The organism is Actinoplanes siamensis (assembly GCF_016862395.1).
Lineage (GTDB): Bacteria > Actinomycetota > Actinomycetes > Mycobacteriales > Micromonosporaceae > Actinoplanes > Actinoplanes siamensis.
Window position 1 is genome coordinate 13,916 of the sequence record NZ_BOMW01000039.1, and the last position, 14,593, is coordinate 28,508.

At 71.3% G+C, this 14,593-nt stretch carries 12 protein-coding genes, 3 tRNA genes and 1 pseudogene; 6 read left to right on the forward strand and 10 right to left on the reverse strand.

Annotated features, from left to right (window positions below):
* Positions 1–12: 12 nt before the first annotated feature.
* From Asi03nite_RS21095 to Asi03nite_RS21105, 3 genes are all read right to left on the reverse strand, one after another.
* A complete protein-coding gene (locus Asi03nite_RS21095) occupies positions 13–1,233 on the reverse strand; it encodes a cytochrome P450 family protein (RefSeq protein ID WP_203682152.1) in 1,221 nt (406 codons plus the stop codon).
* Between the two features lie 63 nt (positions 1,234–1,296).
* A complete protein-coding gene (locus Asi03nite_RS21100; RefSeq protein ID WP_203682153.1) occupies positions 1,297–2,868 on the reverse strand; it encodes a TROVE domain-containing protein in 1,572 nt (523 codons plus the stop codon).
* A gap of 1,056 nt (positions 2,869–3,924) precedes the next feature.
* Positions 3,925–4,554, reverse strand: a complete 630-nt coding sequence (locus tag Asi03nite_RS21105) for an NADPH-dependent FMN reductase (RefSeq protein ID WP_203682154.1) — start codon at positions 4,552–4,554, stop codon at positions 3,925–3,927.
* Between the two features lie 111 nt (positions 4,555–4,665).
* Here Asi03nite_RS21105 and Asi03nite_RS21110 point away from each other — a divergent pair, with 111 nt between their 5' ends.
* Positions 4,666–6,468 carry a glycoside hydrolase family 9 protein gene (locus Asi03nite_RS21110; RefSeq protein ID WP_239102821.1) on the forward strand — a complete coding sequence of 601 codons (1,803 nt, stop codon included), beginning with the start codon at positions 4,666–4,668 and terminating at the stop codon, positions 6,466–6,468.
* A 219-nt stretch (positions 6,469–6,687) separates the two neighbouring features.
* Entirely contained in the window at positions 6,688–6,888 is a 201-nt protein-coding gene (locus Asi03nite_RS21115; RefSeq protein ID WP_203682156.1) for a hypothetical protein, read from the forward strand.
* A 43-nt stretch (positions 6,889–6,931) separates the two neighbouring features.
* Here the strand turns inward: Asi03nite_RS21115 and Asi03nite_RS21120 are convergent.
* The 3 genes from Asi03nite_RS21120 to Asi03nite_RS21130 form a co-directional block, all read right to left on the reverse strand.
* Positions 6,932–7,004 (reverse strand) — tRNA-Lys (locus tag Asi03nite_RS21120).
* Between the two features lie 19 nt (positions 7,005–7,023).
* The gene (locus Asi03nite_RS38945) at positions 7,024–7,395 is read right to left on the reverse strand and encodes an SEC-C metal-binding domain-containing protein (protein ID WP_373872146.1); all 372 of its coding nucleotides are present in this window, start codon (positions 7,393–7,395) and stop codon (positions 7,024–7,026) included.
* Positions 7,396–7,424: 29 nt separating this feature from the next.
* A tRNA-Lys gene (locus tag Asi03nite_RS21130) sits at positions 7,425–7,497 on the reverse strand.
* A gap of 135 nt (positions 7,498–7,632) precedes the next feature.
* Between Asi03nite_RS21130 and Asi03nite_RS21135 the strand changes: the two genes are divergently transcribed.
* Entirely contained in the window at positions 7,633–8,886 is a 1,254-nt protein-coding gene (locus Asi03nite_RS21135) for a L,D-transpeptidase (RefSeq protein WP_203682158.1), read from the forward strand.
* A gap of 152 nt (positions 8,887–9,038) precedes the next feature.
* Complete coding sequence (locus tag Asi03nite_RS21140) at positions 9,039–10,307, forward strand: L,D-transpeptidase (RefSeq protein ID WP_239102819.1); 1,269 nt, start codon at positions 9,039–9,041, stop codon at positions 10,305–10,307.
* 8 nt (positions 10,308–10,315) lie between these two features.
* On the opposite strand, the gene Asi03nite_RS21145 is transcribed toward Asi03nite_RS21140, so the two are convergent.
* Positions 10,316–10,930, reverse strand: coding sequence for a hypothetical protein (locus tag Asi03nite_RS21145; protein WP_239102820.1), 615 nt, complete (start codon positions 10,928–10,930; stop codon positions 10,316–10,318).
* Between the two features lie 69 nt (positions 10,931–10,999).
* Here Asi03nite_RS21145 and Asi03nite_RS21150 point away from each other — a divergent pair, with 69 nt between their 5' ends.
* Complete coding sequence (locus tag Asi03nite_RS21150) at positions 11,000–11,572, forward strand: TetR/AcrR family transcriptional regulator (protein WP_203682159.1); 573 nt, start codon at positions 11,000–11,002, stop codon at positions 11,570–11,572.
* A gap of 9 nt (positions 11,573–11,581) precedes the next feature.
* On the forward strand, positions 11,582–12,010 hold the full coding sequence (locus tag Asi03nite_RS21155) for a hypothetical protein (RefSeq protein WP_203682160.1): 429 nt from the start codon (positions 11,582–11,584) through the stop codon (positions 12,008–12,010).
* Between the two features lie 262 nt (positions 12,011–12,272).
* Here Asi03nite_RS21155 and Asi03nite_RS21160 read toward each other — a convergent pair.
* From Asi03nite_RS21160 to Asi03nite_RS21170, 3 genes and pseudogenes are all read right to left on the reverse strand, one after another.
* Positions 12,273–12,348, reverse strand: a tRNA-His gene (locus tag Asi03nite_RS21160).
* Positions 12,349–12,450: 102 nt separating this feature from the next.
* Positions 12,451–13,041, reverse strand: a complete 591-nt coding sequence (gene orn / locus Asi03nite_RS21165) for an oligoribonuclease (protein WP_444978646.1) — start codon at positions 13,039–13,041, stop codon at positions 12,451–12,453.
* 421 nt (positions 13,042–13,462) lie between these two features.
* Positions 13,463–14,593: pseudogene (locus Asi03nite_RS21170) on the reverse strand (hypothetical protein); the annotation flags it as partial.

Sequence of the window (14,593 nt, forward strand, 5' to 3'; positions counted from 1 at the left end):
ATCATGCCGTCTTCACAGCAGGACCGGCAATTCCTCCAGACCACGCAGCAGCAGGCCGGGACGCCAGCGCAGCTCCGCGGCCGGGACGGCGAGCCGCAGGCCCGGCTGCCGGTCGAGCAGCGCGGTGAACGCGACCTGGGCTTCCAGCCGGGCCAGCGGGGCGCCCAGGCAGTAGTGGATGCCATGCCCGAAGGCGAGGTGGCCGGGGCTCTGCAACCGGTCCAGGCGCAGCAGGTCGGCGTCCGGGAACCGGTCGGAATCCCGGTTCGCGGAGAGCAGCGAGACCACCACGGGCTCGCCGGCCGGGATGGTCACCCCGCCGATCTCCAGCTCCTCGGCGGCGATCCGGAAGGTGGCGGTCTCGACCGGCCCCTCGTACCGCAGGAACTCCTCGATGGCGCTGGGCAGCAGCTCGCGGTCGGCGCGCAGCCGCTCCCACTCGGCGCGGTCGCGCAGCAGCAGGTAAGTGCCGTTGCCGATCAGGTTGACGGTGGTCTCGTGGCCGGCGATGAGCAGCAGGAAGACCATTGAGGAGAGCTCGTCCTCGGTCAGCCGGTCCTCCGCGTCGCGCACCTGGATCAGCCCGGACAGCAGATCCTCGCCGGGGCTGCGGCGGCGCTCGGCGAGCAGGGTGCGGATGTACGCCACCATCGCCTCGATCGCCGGGGCCAGCCGCGGCCCGGCCTGCGAGCCGGCGACCACCGCGTTCGACCAATCGCGGAAGTCGTCGCGGTCCTCGGCCGGGACCCCGAGCAGCTCACAGATGACCTGGATGGGCAGCGGGAAGGCGAACGCGTCGATCAGGTCGGCCCGCTCCTGGCCCCGCACCGCGTCCAGCAGCTCGGCGGCGATCTGCTCGATCCGCGGGCGCAGCGCCTCGATCCGGCGGGCGGTGAACGCGGCCGAGACCAGGCGGCGCAGGCGGGTGTGGTCCGGCGGGTCGTAGGCGAGCATGTGCCGGGAGATCGCGGCGCTGGCGGCCGGAGAGATCGGGGCGGCGCCGGCCGTGCGGGACCCGCCCTCGGACTGGCCGGACATCGGGGTGGAGGTCTTCGACAGTCGCGGGTCGGTGAGCGCGCGGCGGGCGTCCTCGTAACGGGTGATCACCCAGGCGTGCGTCCCGCTGGGCAGTTTGGCCCGGCGGACCGGGCCGCAGCTGCGCCAGTCCGCGTACGACGGGTGCGGGTCGGCCTGGAACGCCGGGTCGCCCAGGTCGACGATTTCCTGTGTCATGGTTCCTCCCCCGAATGCCGGAATCGACTACTGACAATACCGGCATCCGAAGGGACAGAACGGTCAGAACGGCCAGCCAGCCCGTTGTCCGCCCTCGAGCAGCGGAATCATCCGAAACGTCGCGTCGGTGAGCCCGCCGAACTCCACCCGGCCCGGCCGGCCCGCGTCGAACGCGGTCCTCCGGTACCCGCCCAGGTTGAACCCGTACAGCGGGGTGCGGGCCGGCACCACAGCCGTCACGTCGCCACCGTCGTGCGGGGCGAACGTCTGCATGTCCGAGATGATCACCACCCGGTCGTGGCCGCGCAGCGTGGCCCGCACCGACTCGGCGATCCGGGTGCCGTGCCCGACCTCGCCGACCCGCCGCACGAACCGGTCCACCTCACGGATCACCGAGGCGCCCGGGCGCACCTCGTGCCGGAACACGCCGTCGGCGAAGCCGTGCAGGTCGACCCGCTCGCCGCGGGCGGCCAGCGCGACGCCGAAGACCGCGGCCGCCTTCACCGGGCTCATCGCCGACCTCCGGGAGAAGCCGCCGGACGACATCGACGCCGACGTGTCGACGAGGATCAGTGACCGCCCGGGCAGCGCCGGCAGGTTGCCGAGCGACAGCTGCAACGCCTTGTCCAGGGCGGCGCCCCAGCGCGGCGACGGAGCCTGCTCGTAGGCGGCGAGGAACCGGTACGGGAACTGCCGCGAGCGGGCCACCTCGGCCGGGTCGGCCAGCCGCGCGCAGACCCGGCCGGCGACGTCGTCACCGACCCCCGCCTCGTCGAAGTTGCGCAGGTTGCGCAGTATCGCCATGTACCCCATCGACGGGATCAGGGCCGTCCACAGCCGGGCCCGGTCGACCTCCGGGCCGGCCAACGAGAGCGCGTCCTCCCAGGTCATCCCGGCCCGGTCGAGCGCCTCCGGATCGAGCAACGCGCCCGGGTCCCCGGCCGCCCGGTCGCGCAGAGCGGCGTTGGCGGCCAGCATGCGCAGCGCGGCCGGCGGGGTGGCCCCGCGGCCGTGACGGCGGTCCAGGGCGTGCTGGAAGAGGGCGCCCTGCCAGGGCTTGCCGGCCGCCGGGGCGGGGTGGGTGAGGTCCAGGACGTCGCCGAAGCGGACGGCGTGCGCGGCCGTGTCGTACTTCAGCAGGGCACGCTCGGTGTAGAGCCGCGTGGCCGCGTCGGCGATGCCGCGCTTGACCGGCTTCGGGAGGCTGCGGCCGTACGTCGAGATCCAATAAGCAAGAGCCTCCCCGGGCTCGTCGGCGCGCTGCAGAACGGCCCGGACCACCGCGCGACCGCCGGCCGTGCCGGCGTCACGCATCGCCTTGGCCGCCTCCAGCGCGCCGGCCAGCGAGGCGGAGCGCAGGTTCGCGTCGGTGCGCAGCCAGCCCAGGAAGCGCGTCGTCCACTCCGGATCGTCGACGGCCACCTTCCGCACCAGCGCGGCGAACCGCTGGTCCCGGCCCTCGGCGCCCTCGTAGAACGTCTTCTCGCCGACGAAGTTCGCCACGGCCAGCAGGAACAGCTCGCTCTTGGTGTCGTGCGCGTAGCCGGCGCCGCCGCCGTGGGTGCGGCCGGAAGGGGTCGCCTCGGCGGTGATCGGTCCTCGGGTCCTGGTTCGAAGAACGTTGAACTTGCTCATGGCGGCTCCTTCCCATCAATCCGGGATTTTTCGGGTACGGCGTCGTCAGCGGGATGCCCGAGATCGAAATCGACATCGGTACATAAGGCGCTCTGCCCATTGAGCTACGGCGGCCCTGGCCACCGACGGGACTCGAACCCGCAACCACCCCGTCATCAGCGGAAGTAACCGAGGCCTGCGCACCGGGCACCCCGCTGACGACGCCTCCCCGAGATCGAAGCGGCGGCCGGGTTTGCCCGCCGTCCGGGCGACGCCCGCACACGACGGGCGAGAGAATCGAACTCTGAAGTAACCGTCCACCTGCGCACCGGGGAGGTGCTGGGGAAGAACCTACGAGCCGCCGGGCGGGGCCGGCAACGCATTAAATCTCCACCCGTGGGTTGCCGCACCCGGGCAGGGGCAGCTCGATCCGCGGGAGCGGGACCGGCTGCCGGCCGCGTCGGCGGGCGGGTTGCCGGCGCCCACGGTGGAGCGCCGGACGGGCCGACCGCCCGGCAGGCCCGGTCGTTCGGACCGACCGCCGCGGGACCGTCCACCGGAGTGACCGTGAAGCCGCTGGTGAACCGGCTGTGCGCGGAGGGCCGGGGCGCGGGTCGTGCGGTACACCTACCAGCACGGCCCAGCGCCTGGGACCGCCCGGCCCGGGGCCGGCCGCCGCGCCGGAACCGCCGGGCGAACAGGGTGGGCGAGTCAGCCGTCGCGGCGGGACGAACGTGGCGGGCGGACCGGGAGGCGCCGGCGGCGCAACGCCGGGCGCAAGGGGCGATCCGACGAGGAGAAATCACAATCGGTGACCGCTACGATACGAGGGTGTAGTGGGTCTACGCTGGCCAAGGCGATGATCCCCTTCCGGAGTGGCTCTCGGGCGTCCACTATGCGTCACGACCGTCGGAAGAGGACCGCCGCTTGAGGTTCTTTTAAAGATCATCTCAGTAACGGCTAACCTCCTGAGGCCACCATTTCGAACGGATCACTCCATACCCGCGCGAGTCGGCCGCACTCCCCAGCGACCCCGCCGCGCCGATCCCGCGGGAGGTGACGCCCGGGCCCGTACGGCTAGAAGCCGTTGCCGTGGGGCCTGCTGCCGAAGGGCGGCGCGTCGGATCTGGTGATCACCGGGTAGAGGCTGGACTGGACCTGCCAGGACGGCTCGGGACGGGGCGCGGCCAGGGTGCGGGCCAGCGACTGCAGCACGTCCTGCAACGCCCGGTGCAGCTGTGGATCGGTGACCAGCCCCTGTTCGTCGACCGCGCGCAGGTCCAGCGGGATCCGCACGCAGGCGGCCCGCAGCAGACGCGCGCCGCCGTGCCCGAGCACCGACTCCAGGCCGGCCCGGGCGCCCTCGTCCCGCCCCGGCGTGACCACCGACAGCCAGGCCGCCGCCTTGCCGTTCAGCACACCGCCGTCGATCAGCCACTCCAGCAGGTTCTTCAGGCTGCCGGGCAGGGATCCGGCGTACTCCGGGGTGCTGAACAGCAGCGCGTCCGCCTCGGCCACCTGGCGGCGCAGGTCGCTGACCGATTCCGGCGGCGCCGGGTCGCCGGGCACGAACGCCGGCAGCGTGGCCAGCCCGGCGTAGATCCGGGCCTCGACCCCGTCCGGCGCGAGCCGGGCCGCGGTGCGCAGGGCGGCGGTGTGCAGCGAGCCCTCCCGGGTGCTGCCGGAGATCAGCAGGACGCAGGTCATGGCGGAGACGATACGGCGTCGCGGCGAGCCGCCGCTCACAGCGAACTGTCAGATCTTCGGCGGACAGGCGGTACGTTCGCCGGATCGTTCACTCGGTGAGGCTTGCGCCTCGTGAAGCGCCGCCCGCACCGCCTGATCCTGACCCTGCTGCTCCTGCTCACCACCTCGTGCTCGGCCCCGCGGCCGGCGCCGGAGCCGGCGCTGCCCGCCGCACGGATCCGGGTCGACCAGGTCGGCTGGACCACCGGCGAGACCAAGATCGCGATGCTGCTCGCCCCGGACGACGCGGCCGGCGCCCGGGCGACAGTGGTGGACCAGCGCGGCAATCCGGTGCTCATGGTCATCGCCGGAGCCAGCCGGGGCGCCTGGAACGCGCGCTATCGCGCGGTCAACCCCCTGGATCTCACGGACCTGCGGACTCCGGGGACCTATCGGGTACGGCTCGATGACCGTTTCAGCGCACAGTCGCCGCAGTTCCGGATCGGCGACGGCGGCACGCTGTACGCGCCGCTGCTGGCCGACTCGGTGCGGTACTTCCAGTCTCACCGGGACGGCGCCGACCAGGTGGACGTGCAGCGGCGCCCGGCGCACGCGGACGACCGGGCGGCCACCGTCTACCGCACGCCCGACCACGACGACGCCCCGCTGGAGGCCACCGGCGCCCGGATCGACGCCGAGGGCGGCTGGTACGACGCCGGCGACTACCTCAAGTTCACCCACACCACGGCGTACGCGCTGGTCGTCATGCAGCTCGTGCAGCGCGACGGCGGCGCGTCCCGGCCGGCCACGCTGGCCGCCGAGATCCGGCACGGCCTGGACTGGCTGACCCGCATGTACACCGACGGCGTGCTCTACACCCAGGTCGGCGTCGGCGGCAACGACGAGTACCTGGGCGACCACGACGCCTGGCGGCTGCCGCAGGACGACGACGAGCTGGACGTCGGGCCCGGCGACAGGCGTTACTTCCAGCGCTACCGGCCGGTGTTCCGGGCCGCCGAGCCCGGCGATCCGATCAGTCCGAACCTGGCCGGCCGGGTGGCCGCCGCGTTCGCGCTCGGCGCCCAGCTCGACGCGGGCACCGACCAGGCGCGGGCCCGGTCGCTGCTGGAAACCGCAGCGACGCTGTTCGCGCAGGCCGACACGAGCGCCGGGGACGACCTGGTGACCACCGTGCCGCGGGACTTCTACCCGGAGGAGAGCTTCGCCGACGACCTGGCGCTGGGCGCCGCCGAGCTGGCGCTGGCCGGGAAGGCGCTCGGCGACCGGCGCGCCGCCGAATGGACCGGGCAGGCGCAACGCTGGGCGGACGAGACCGGCGGCGGGGACGACGGATTGACGGTGTACGACGTCGACGCGCTCGCCGACGCCGAGGTGTACCGCCTCGCGCCGGTCGGCTCGCTCGCCACCGACCTGCGCGGGCGCCTGGATCAGGCGGTGCGGGCGGCGTCGGCCGACCCTATGGGCGCGGCGTCCGGCAGCGGCGGGGCGGACTACGCGGCGCGGCAGCTGGGCTGGGCCGCGACCGCGGCGCTCTATCAGCGGATGACCGGAGATGATCAGTACGCGGCGTTCGGCTCCGCCCAGCGCGCGGTCGCCCTCGGCGCGAACGGCTGGGGCCTGTCCATGGTGATCGGCGCCGGGGACGTCTACCCGGCCTGCCCGCACGACCAGATCGGCACCCTGACCGGCACGCCGGTGACCGGGGCCGTGGTGAACGGCCCGAACACCGCCGGGCGGGTCGAGTCGCTGGAGGACGAGGCGCCCGGGTCGCTCTGCTCGCGGCGGTCCTATGCGGAGTTCGACCGGGACGACGCGCAGTACACGGACGACATGCGGGTCTCCGCGACGAACGAGCCCTCACTGGACTTCACGGCTACCGGGATGCTGGCCTTCGCCCTCACCGCAGCGGCTTGAAGCGATCACCGTGAGTGAACATACGTTGATCTTCCCGTTGTTGCCCCTTCCCTGCTCATCGGCGGTACGTGCCACTGTGGCCGGTCAGGTGAACTGATTACCGACCGTAGGCGTATTCCGCGACGAGTCACATCGGGCAGGAGGCCGGAACGGTGGCGGCCGGACCACCTCCCGCCCGATGCGGCCGGAATTCTACGACGATCGGGAGCGTGATCCGCAATGGCGCAAGCAGACCTCACCGTGGAGATCGACGGGCGCGGTGAGCCCGCCCGGACGGTCCAGTACACCGCGGCGATGTGCGGCGAGACCCTGGCCGGCGCGGCCTGGCTGGCCCGGCACGACGCCGAGTGCGAGGACTACTGCAGCCGGGTGGCGGTGGTCTGCCTGAACCCGCTGGACCGCGTCCTGACCGACCACTGAAACGCCGAAGGGCCCCGATCTCTCGGGGCCCTTCGAGGTGTTGTGCGCCGCGTAGGACTTGAACCTACAACCCGCGGATTAAGAGTCCGCTGCTCTGCCAATTGAGCTAGCAGCGCCCGCCAACGAGGGAGAACGTTAGCACACCCACGAGGCGGCCCTTCCCCGGGAGGGTCGGTCCCGGGAGCGTGGCACGCAGCACTCCCCGTACTTCGCGCCGGAGCCGCACCAGCACGGCGAACCCGCACGCCTCGAGCGCCTCACCGAGCCACCCCGGCGCCATCGGATCTCGCAGCAGCTCGGGCCGCACCGCCTCGAACCCCTCGCGCCCCTCCTCCTCCTCGCGCCCCGCCTTGATCGGAGGCCGCGACCAGCTCGGCGACGGCCGCGGACCGGCCCTCCGCGCTCCCGACCCGGGCGGCGACGGCCTCGAGGTCGGCCATGGTGATCACAGCGTCGGTAGGCACGCGACAGCCCAACCCCGGCCGGGAACGACGAAGGCCACGACACGTGTGGTGTCGTGGCCTCGGCCGGTTCGGTGCGCCGCGTAGGACTTGAACCTACAACCCGCTGATTAAGAGTCAGCTGCTCTGCCAATTGAGCTAGCGGCGCCTGGCTACGGGAAAAACCGTAGCACGGCCTCGGAAGATCTTCGAAATCGCCTGGTTCCCTCCGGGAGGGGGACCCGCGATTTGCCTCCATGGGTCAGTATGTCTGCGCCGAGAACTCAAGAACGGGGCCCCGACGATGGTTGACCTCCGCCGCTCTGTGGCGGCACTGCTCGCACTCGCGGTGACCGTGCCGCTGGCCGGCTGCGGCGACGACGAGAAGCCCGCCTTCGGCGACCCGGCCGTGGTCGCGAGCGCCGCTCCGGGCTCCTCCGCCGCGCCCGGGGCCTCCGCGGTCCCGGAGAGCACCACCGTGGCCGCGCCCGCGACGCTGAGCGTCACACCGGCCGCCGGCAAGAAGAACGTGCCGGTCAGCACGGAGATCGGGCTGGAGGTGAGCAACGGCGAGGTGTCCTCGGTCAAGCTCACCGACGCGAAGGGCAAGGTCGTCCCCGGCGACTTCCGCGAGGACCGCACGTCCTGGGTGCCGGCCAAGCCGCTGGCGATCAAGCAGACCTATCGCGCCGAGGTGACCGCGACCGGCGCCGACGGCTCCACCACCACGCAGAGGACCAGCTTCACCACCATGGGCGCCCCCGGCAGGCGGACCGGCACCGGGCTCTACCTCTTCGACAAGCAGACGTACGGCGTGGCCATGCCGGTCGTCGTCGAGTTCAACCCGGGCATCAAGAAGGCCGATCGCGCCGCCGTGCAGAAGCGGATGTTCGTCACCACCTCGCCGTCCCAGCCGGGCACCTGGTCCTGGACGTCGAGCGGCACCCAGGCGTACTACCGCGCCCCGCAGTACTGGAAGACCGGGACGAAGATCACCGTGCGGATCGCGGTCGGCGGCCTGCCCACCGGCAAGGGGTTCTACGGCGACAAGGACCGCTCGGCCACCTCGAAGATCGGGCGCGACCTCCAGATGAAGGTGGACAACAAGAGCAAGAAGATGACAGTGGTGCAGGACGGCAAGGTGATCAAGACGATGCCGGTGAGCCTCGGCAAGAAGAGCACCCCGTCGTCCAGCGGCACGATGGTGGTCATGCAGAAGATGGCGCAGACCGTCTTCGACACCACCGACACCGACGGCGCGAGCGGTTACCGCACCAATATCCAGTACGCGCAGCGACTGACCTGGAGCGGCCAGTACATTCACTCCGCTCCGTGGTCCACCGGGTCACAGGGCCGCGCGAACGTGTCCCACGGATGTGTCAATGTCTCGCCGTCGAACGCGGCCTGGCTGTTCAACAAGACACTGGTCGGCGACCCGGTCACGGTGAAGGGCACCGAGGACGAGCTCGATTACGGCAACGGCTGGACGCCATGGGACGTGAGCTGGGAGAAGTTCGCCGCCGGCAGTGCTCTGCCGGTGCCCGCCGGACTCGGCTGAACGGCACCCGGGGACCATCCCGGTCGGTGTTCGCCCGTCCGTGCCGACCGGGCGTGAGTGACGTGCGCGGCACGAATCCGGGATTGGTCAACTGACGTTTTTGGAGCAGTATGGGCGCCGGGGAGAAACGACGCCGTGAGGGGACCATGGACATGGATCGAGTTCGGTCGGCGGTGCTGAGCCGGCCGGCCGGCAGCGGCCGCCGCCGCTTGCGCGCGACGTTTGTCGCGTTGCTGGCGGGCAGCCTGCTGTTCACGGCCGCGTGCAGCGACAAATCGCCGAGCTGGCAGGGCGGGAGCGGCAGCGGCAGCGGTGGCGACAGCGCCGCGGGCACCGCCGAGTCGGCCGCCCCGTCGCCCACGCCGACGCTGAGCACCGTCGCGGTCACCTCGCCGAAGTCGGCGGCGACCGGCGTCGAGGCCTGGTCGGACGTGAAGTACACCAGCGAGGACCCGGAGAACACCACGGTCAAGGTGACCGACTCCCAGGGCAACGAGGTGAAGGGCACAGTCGACAAGGACGCCCGCGTCTGGCGCCCGAGTCAGTCGATGACCTGGGGCACCAAGTACACCGTGACCGTCAGCACCCCGGCGGCCGAGGGCAAGAGCAACGAGACCACCAGCGACTTCACGGTGATGACGAAGCCGGCGAACCTGGTGCGCGTCACCAGCTTCCTCGGCGACGGCCAGACCGTGGGCGTCGGCATGCCGCTGATCATCAAGTTCGGCCGCGCGATCCCGGAGAAGTACCGGGCCGAGGTGGAGCGCCGGATGGCCGTCACCGCCACCCCCGCGCAGGCGGGCACCTGGGGCTGGATCAGCTCCACCGAGGTGCACTTCCGGCCCAAGACGTACTGGAAGGCCAATTCGAAGGTCTTCTACAAGGTGCAGCTCAAGGGCGTGAAGATGGGTGACGGGTGGTACGGCCGCTCGGACCTCACCGTCGACCTGAAGATCGGCCGCTCGCTGATCATGACGGTTTCCAACAAGACCAAGCAGATGACTGTCAAGCGGGACGGCAAGGTCGTCAAGACGCTTCCGGTCAGTCTCGGCAAGAAGGGCACCCCGTCGTCCAGCGGCACCATGGTGGTGATCGAGAAGAAGGAGCACACCGTCTTCGACACCACCGACACCGACCCGGAGAACGGCTACAAGACGAACATCGACTACGCCCAGCGGATCACCTGGAGCGGCCAGTTCATCCACGCCGCCCCGTGGTCGGAGGGCCAGCAGGGCCGGAACAACGTCTCCCACGGCTGTGTCAACGTCTCCGAGGCGATGGGCGCGTGGCTGTTCAAGCAGACCATGATGGGTGACGTGATCACGGTGTCCGGCACCGAGGAGAAGCTGAAGAACGGCAACGGCTGGACGGACTGGAACATCAGCTACGACCAGTTCAAGAAGAGCAGCGCCCTGTCCTGACGCTCGTCTCATCCCCGCTCGGCGCGGGCTCGGTCCTCGGTGGCCGGGCCCGCGTTCTGGTTTCCGGACCCGGGAAGATCGTGCGGCCGGCTCGGCTTCTCCGCTCGCGGGAAGATCGTGTAGCTGAACGAGATGATGAAGTCGATCACCAGGACCACGGTCCACGGGGCCATCACCCGCCAGAGCCCGGCCGCCTCGGTGACGCCGCCGGCCAGTGGCGTGAAGGCGGCGAGCAGGGCGGCGGCCACGGCGTACGCCAGCAGGTGCCGCGACCACTGCCGGCGCTCGCGGGCGGCGTGGGCCCGGCCGGCCCGCGGCGGCACGACCGGCGGCGGGCCGCCGGCGAACCGGTGGGCGAAGCGGACGTCCGCCCAGCGGACCAGATCGTGGCCGAAGGCCACCGTGACACCGAGGTAGACGGCGGCCAGGCCGTGCGCCAGATCCGCGGCGCCGCCGCGACGCAGGTCGATCGCGGCCGCCGCGAGCAGCACGACGTCCAGCAGCGGAGCGCCGAGCAACAGGACCGCGCCGGCCCGCCGGCGCCGCATCGGATATCGCGCCACCAGCCCGGCCAGCAGGAACACCCAGAAGCCGATCTCACACGCGACGATCAGTGCGACCATCGTCGACCCTCCCCGTTTTCGCACGACTGTGTTTTCACGTTTATAACACGGTCGTGCCATGATGGCCGGGTGCCGAAGATCGTCGACCATGACCAGCGCCGCCGCGAACTCGCCGGCGCCGTGCAGCGGGTGATCGCCCGGGACGGGGTGGCCGAGGTGTCGATCCGCACCGTGGCGGCCGAGTCGGGCTGGTCGTCCGGGGCGCTGCGGCACTACTTCGCGACCCGGGACGAGCTGCTGGCGTTCGCCTGTGAACAGGTGATCGAGCAGGTCACGGCACGGATCGCGGAAATGCCCGCGGACGGGCCGGTCCGCGAAGTGGCACGGCGCGCGCTGCTGGAGACCATGCCGGTGGACCCGGCGCGGCACACCGAGTCGGCGATCGCGTTCGGCTTCCTCGCGCTGGGGCTCGGCGATCCGGCGCTGGCCCGGGTCCAGCGGCTGCACTTCAGCAGCATGTTCGAGCTCTGCGTACGGGTTTCCGGCGCGCTGACGCCGGATCTCGACGAGCCCGGACGGCGGGCGGCGGGCCGCCGGCTGCACGCGGTGGTGGACGGGCTCACCGTGCACGTGCTGGCCGGGCATCTGACCGCCGCCGAGATGGTGGCGGAGCTGGACGCTTTTCTGGGATCGCTGCCCTAGTTTGAGGGCATGTCAGTTTCCGCGCGCTTTGTCGTGCTCGGGACGGTTGTCGCGCTCGCCGGCTGCGGCGGCGACAAACCGTCAGTGGTGTCCACACCCCCTTCGGCGTCCGTCGGCTCCGCGTGGCCCGCACCCAGGCCGCTCGCCTCCGCGCCGGCGGCCGACAACCCGCCCGGACTGCTCACCTGCCGGCAACTGGCCGTGGCGGTGCGGGACGCGTCGCTGATGGAACCGGGCGTGATCCAGGGCATCCTGGCCGCCAGCAAGACAGCCGACGCGCCGGTCGCGGACGCGGCGAGGGCCCTGGGTGAGGCGTACGAGCAGGCGTTGACCTCACACGGCACGCAGAGTGAGCCGGATGCGGTGGCGGCGGTCAGCGCGGCGGCGGCTGACATGTCGCAGGTCTGCGCGGACAGCGGCTTGGACTCGGCCAACTGAGCCGGATGGGCTTCCGGTGCGCGGGCGATCCGGTCGTGGGGTTCGCCGGGCGGATATCTGGTCTTGCCGAGCCATCCGCGCCCGCCAGGTCGTCGGTGAAGTCAGGTGATCACCCCGCCGGTGGTCCCCGGGGCCGGAAAGGTTGCGCGCTCGCCCGAGAATTTCGAGAGGGCGGGGCGTGGCTGCACGACCGCTGCCACGCGGGAAAAGATGATTGAGAAGTACGAAAAGGCCCGGTCCGAAGACCGAGCCTTTCGTTACATGGGGTGATCGACGGGACTCGAACCCGCGACCCCCTGGACCACAACCAGGTGCTCTACCAACTGAGCTACGACCACCATGTTCACATCACCGCTCGCACGGAGAAGGCCTTCCCCGTGGTGCCGACCAATCATAGCCGTACGCCCGGGGCCGCCGTCGAGCGGGTTACGCCGGCCGGGTCAGAGCTCGGCGGCGACCGCCTTGGCCGCGTCCACGTCGGGACCGGGCTGCGGGACGAAGATCGTGCGGCGGTAGTACTCCAGCTCGCGGATGCTCTCCTTGATGTCGGCGAGCGCGCGGTGCGAAAGGCCCTTGGCCGGCTGACCGAAATAGACCCGCGGGTACCACCGGCGGCACAGCTCCTTGATCGACGAGACGTCGATCATGCGGTAGTGCAGGTGGGCGTCGAGCGCCGGCATGTCCCGGGCCAGGAAGCCCCGGTCGGTCGCGATGGAGTTGCCGCACAGGGGCGCGGTCCGCGGAAGGGGGACATGCTCCTTGACGTACGCCAGGATGACCTCCTCGGCCTCGCTCATGGTGAGCGCGGAGCGGCGCACCTCCTCGGTCAGCCCGGACTTCGCGTGCATGTCGCGCACCACCGGCGGCATCGCGTCGAGCGCCGCGTCGTCGGCGTGAATGACCAGGTCGACACCTTCGCCGAGAACGTTGAGTTCGGGATCGGTGACCAGCGCCGCGACCTCGATGAGCTTGTCCTTGCCCAGGTCGAGACCGGTCATCTCACAGTCGATCCACACCAGAAGATCCGCCACCCGGACAGCGTACGCCGCGACCAGCGCCATTGTTCGACGCGAGTGTCACCCCAGCGAACCTTCGCGTTGTTTGTCCGCTTTAGGGGGTCGACTTCCCTGTTGGCCGGTTGACGAGGTAAAGTGCACTTAACGGACGAAGCCCCCCTTCGGTTACTCCGTTTCCCCCGGTAAAAGGGGCCCTCCGCGTCGGCAGCGCGGGGGGCCCCTTCGGTGTTGCGCCATCCCGACGAGCGCACTCCGGGCCCGGCGACTGAGAATTCCGGCCGTACGTTCCGGATCCCGGCGCGCGGTTGTCACTTCCGGACCACCGTGGCTTCGGTTGGTTCCGCCGGGGGCTTTCGACCCGGACGGCGCGCAGAACGGCGGGAGCCGCCCGACCGGGCGGCTCCCGCGAGGTCCGGGGCTCGATGGGTGAAACAAGTCAGTCCTCGTCAGGTGTCTCCTTGGCGCGGGAACGGGCCGTCGTGCGGGTCCCGGTGGTGCGGCGGCGTTTGCGGTCGGTGGCGGCGGCCAGGAGTTCGGCGGCCTCCTCGCGGTAGCTGGGCGTGCGCGGTGACGGTTCCGCCGTCTCGGCTGCATCCTCGCCGGTCGGGGTTGTCCCCATTTCCGGCTTCTCCCCGGTTCCCGGTTGGTCATCGGTTCCTGGAACGTTGGTATCGGTCTTGGCCTGTTCGTCCTTCGCGGTGGAGGACTTGGGGGTCGCGGATTTCTGGGCGGTCGTCCGGGTGGTGGCGGTTCGGCCGCGGGATTTGCGGGCCGCGGTTTCCGGCTCACCCGCCTGCTCCCCCGGGCCCGCCTGCGCGAGCGGCGCCGTCGGCGTGGCCTGCTCCGAAGTGACCTGCTCAGGCGTGGCGTGCTCAGGCGTGGCGTGTTCAGGTGCGGGATCGGCGGGCTGGGCCTGCTTCGGTGCGGCCTGCGCAGGCGTCCCGGGCGCGGAATCGGCGGGGGCAGCCTCCGCCTGCGCGGAATCGGCGGGCACCGCCGGCGCGGAATCGGCGGGTGTCGCCTGCGCGGGCGCCGGGTTGCCCCTGGCTCGGGAGGCGATCGATTCGGCGGCTTTGAGCCAGGAGGCGGGAATCTTGCGGCCGGTGGACGAGCTGGGCTGGCGGCCTGGTGTGGTTCCGCTCAGACGCTCCTGGGCTCGGGTCAGTGGGCGGTCCGGGTCGGCGGTCCGTTTCGCGTCGGATCGCTTGGCCGCCTGCTTGACCGCCGTCCTGGCCGGTGTCGAGGGTTCCTCCTCGGCGGCGACCTCGACCGCGTGGATCGAGGGCCGGTCGGACAGATTGACCACTGCCGGCCCGTCTTCGGCCTGCCTCATCCCGGACGGCTTCCCCTCGGCCCGCTTGATCTCGGCCTTCTTTCCTCCGGTCGCCTTACCCTCGGCCGCCTTCGCCCGGGACTGCTTCACCTGAGCCGGCTTTCCCTCCGCCTGCTTCGCGCGGGCCCGCTTCGGGCCGGACGGCTCGGGCTGGCCGGACTCGGGCTGGCCGGACTCGGGCTGGCCGGACTCGGGCTGGCCGGACTCGGGCTGGCCGGACTCGGGCTGGCCGGA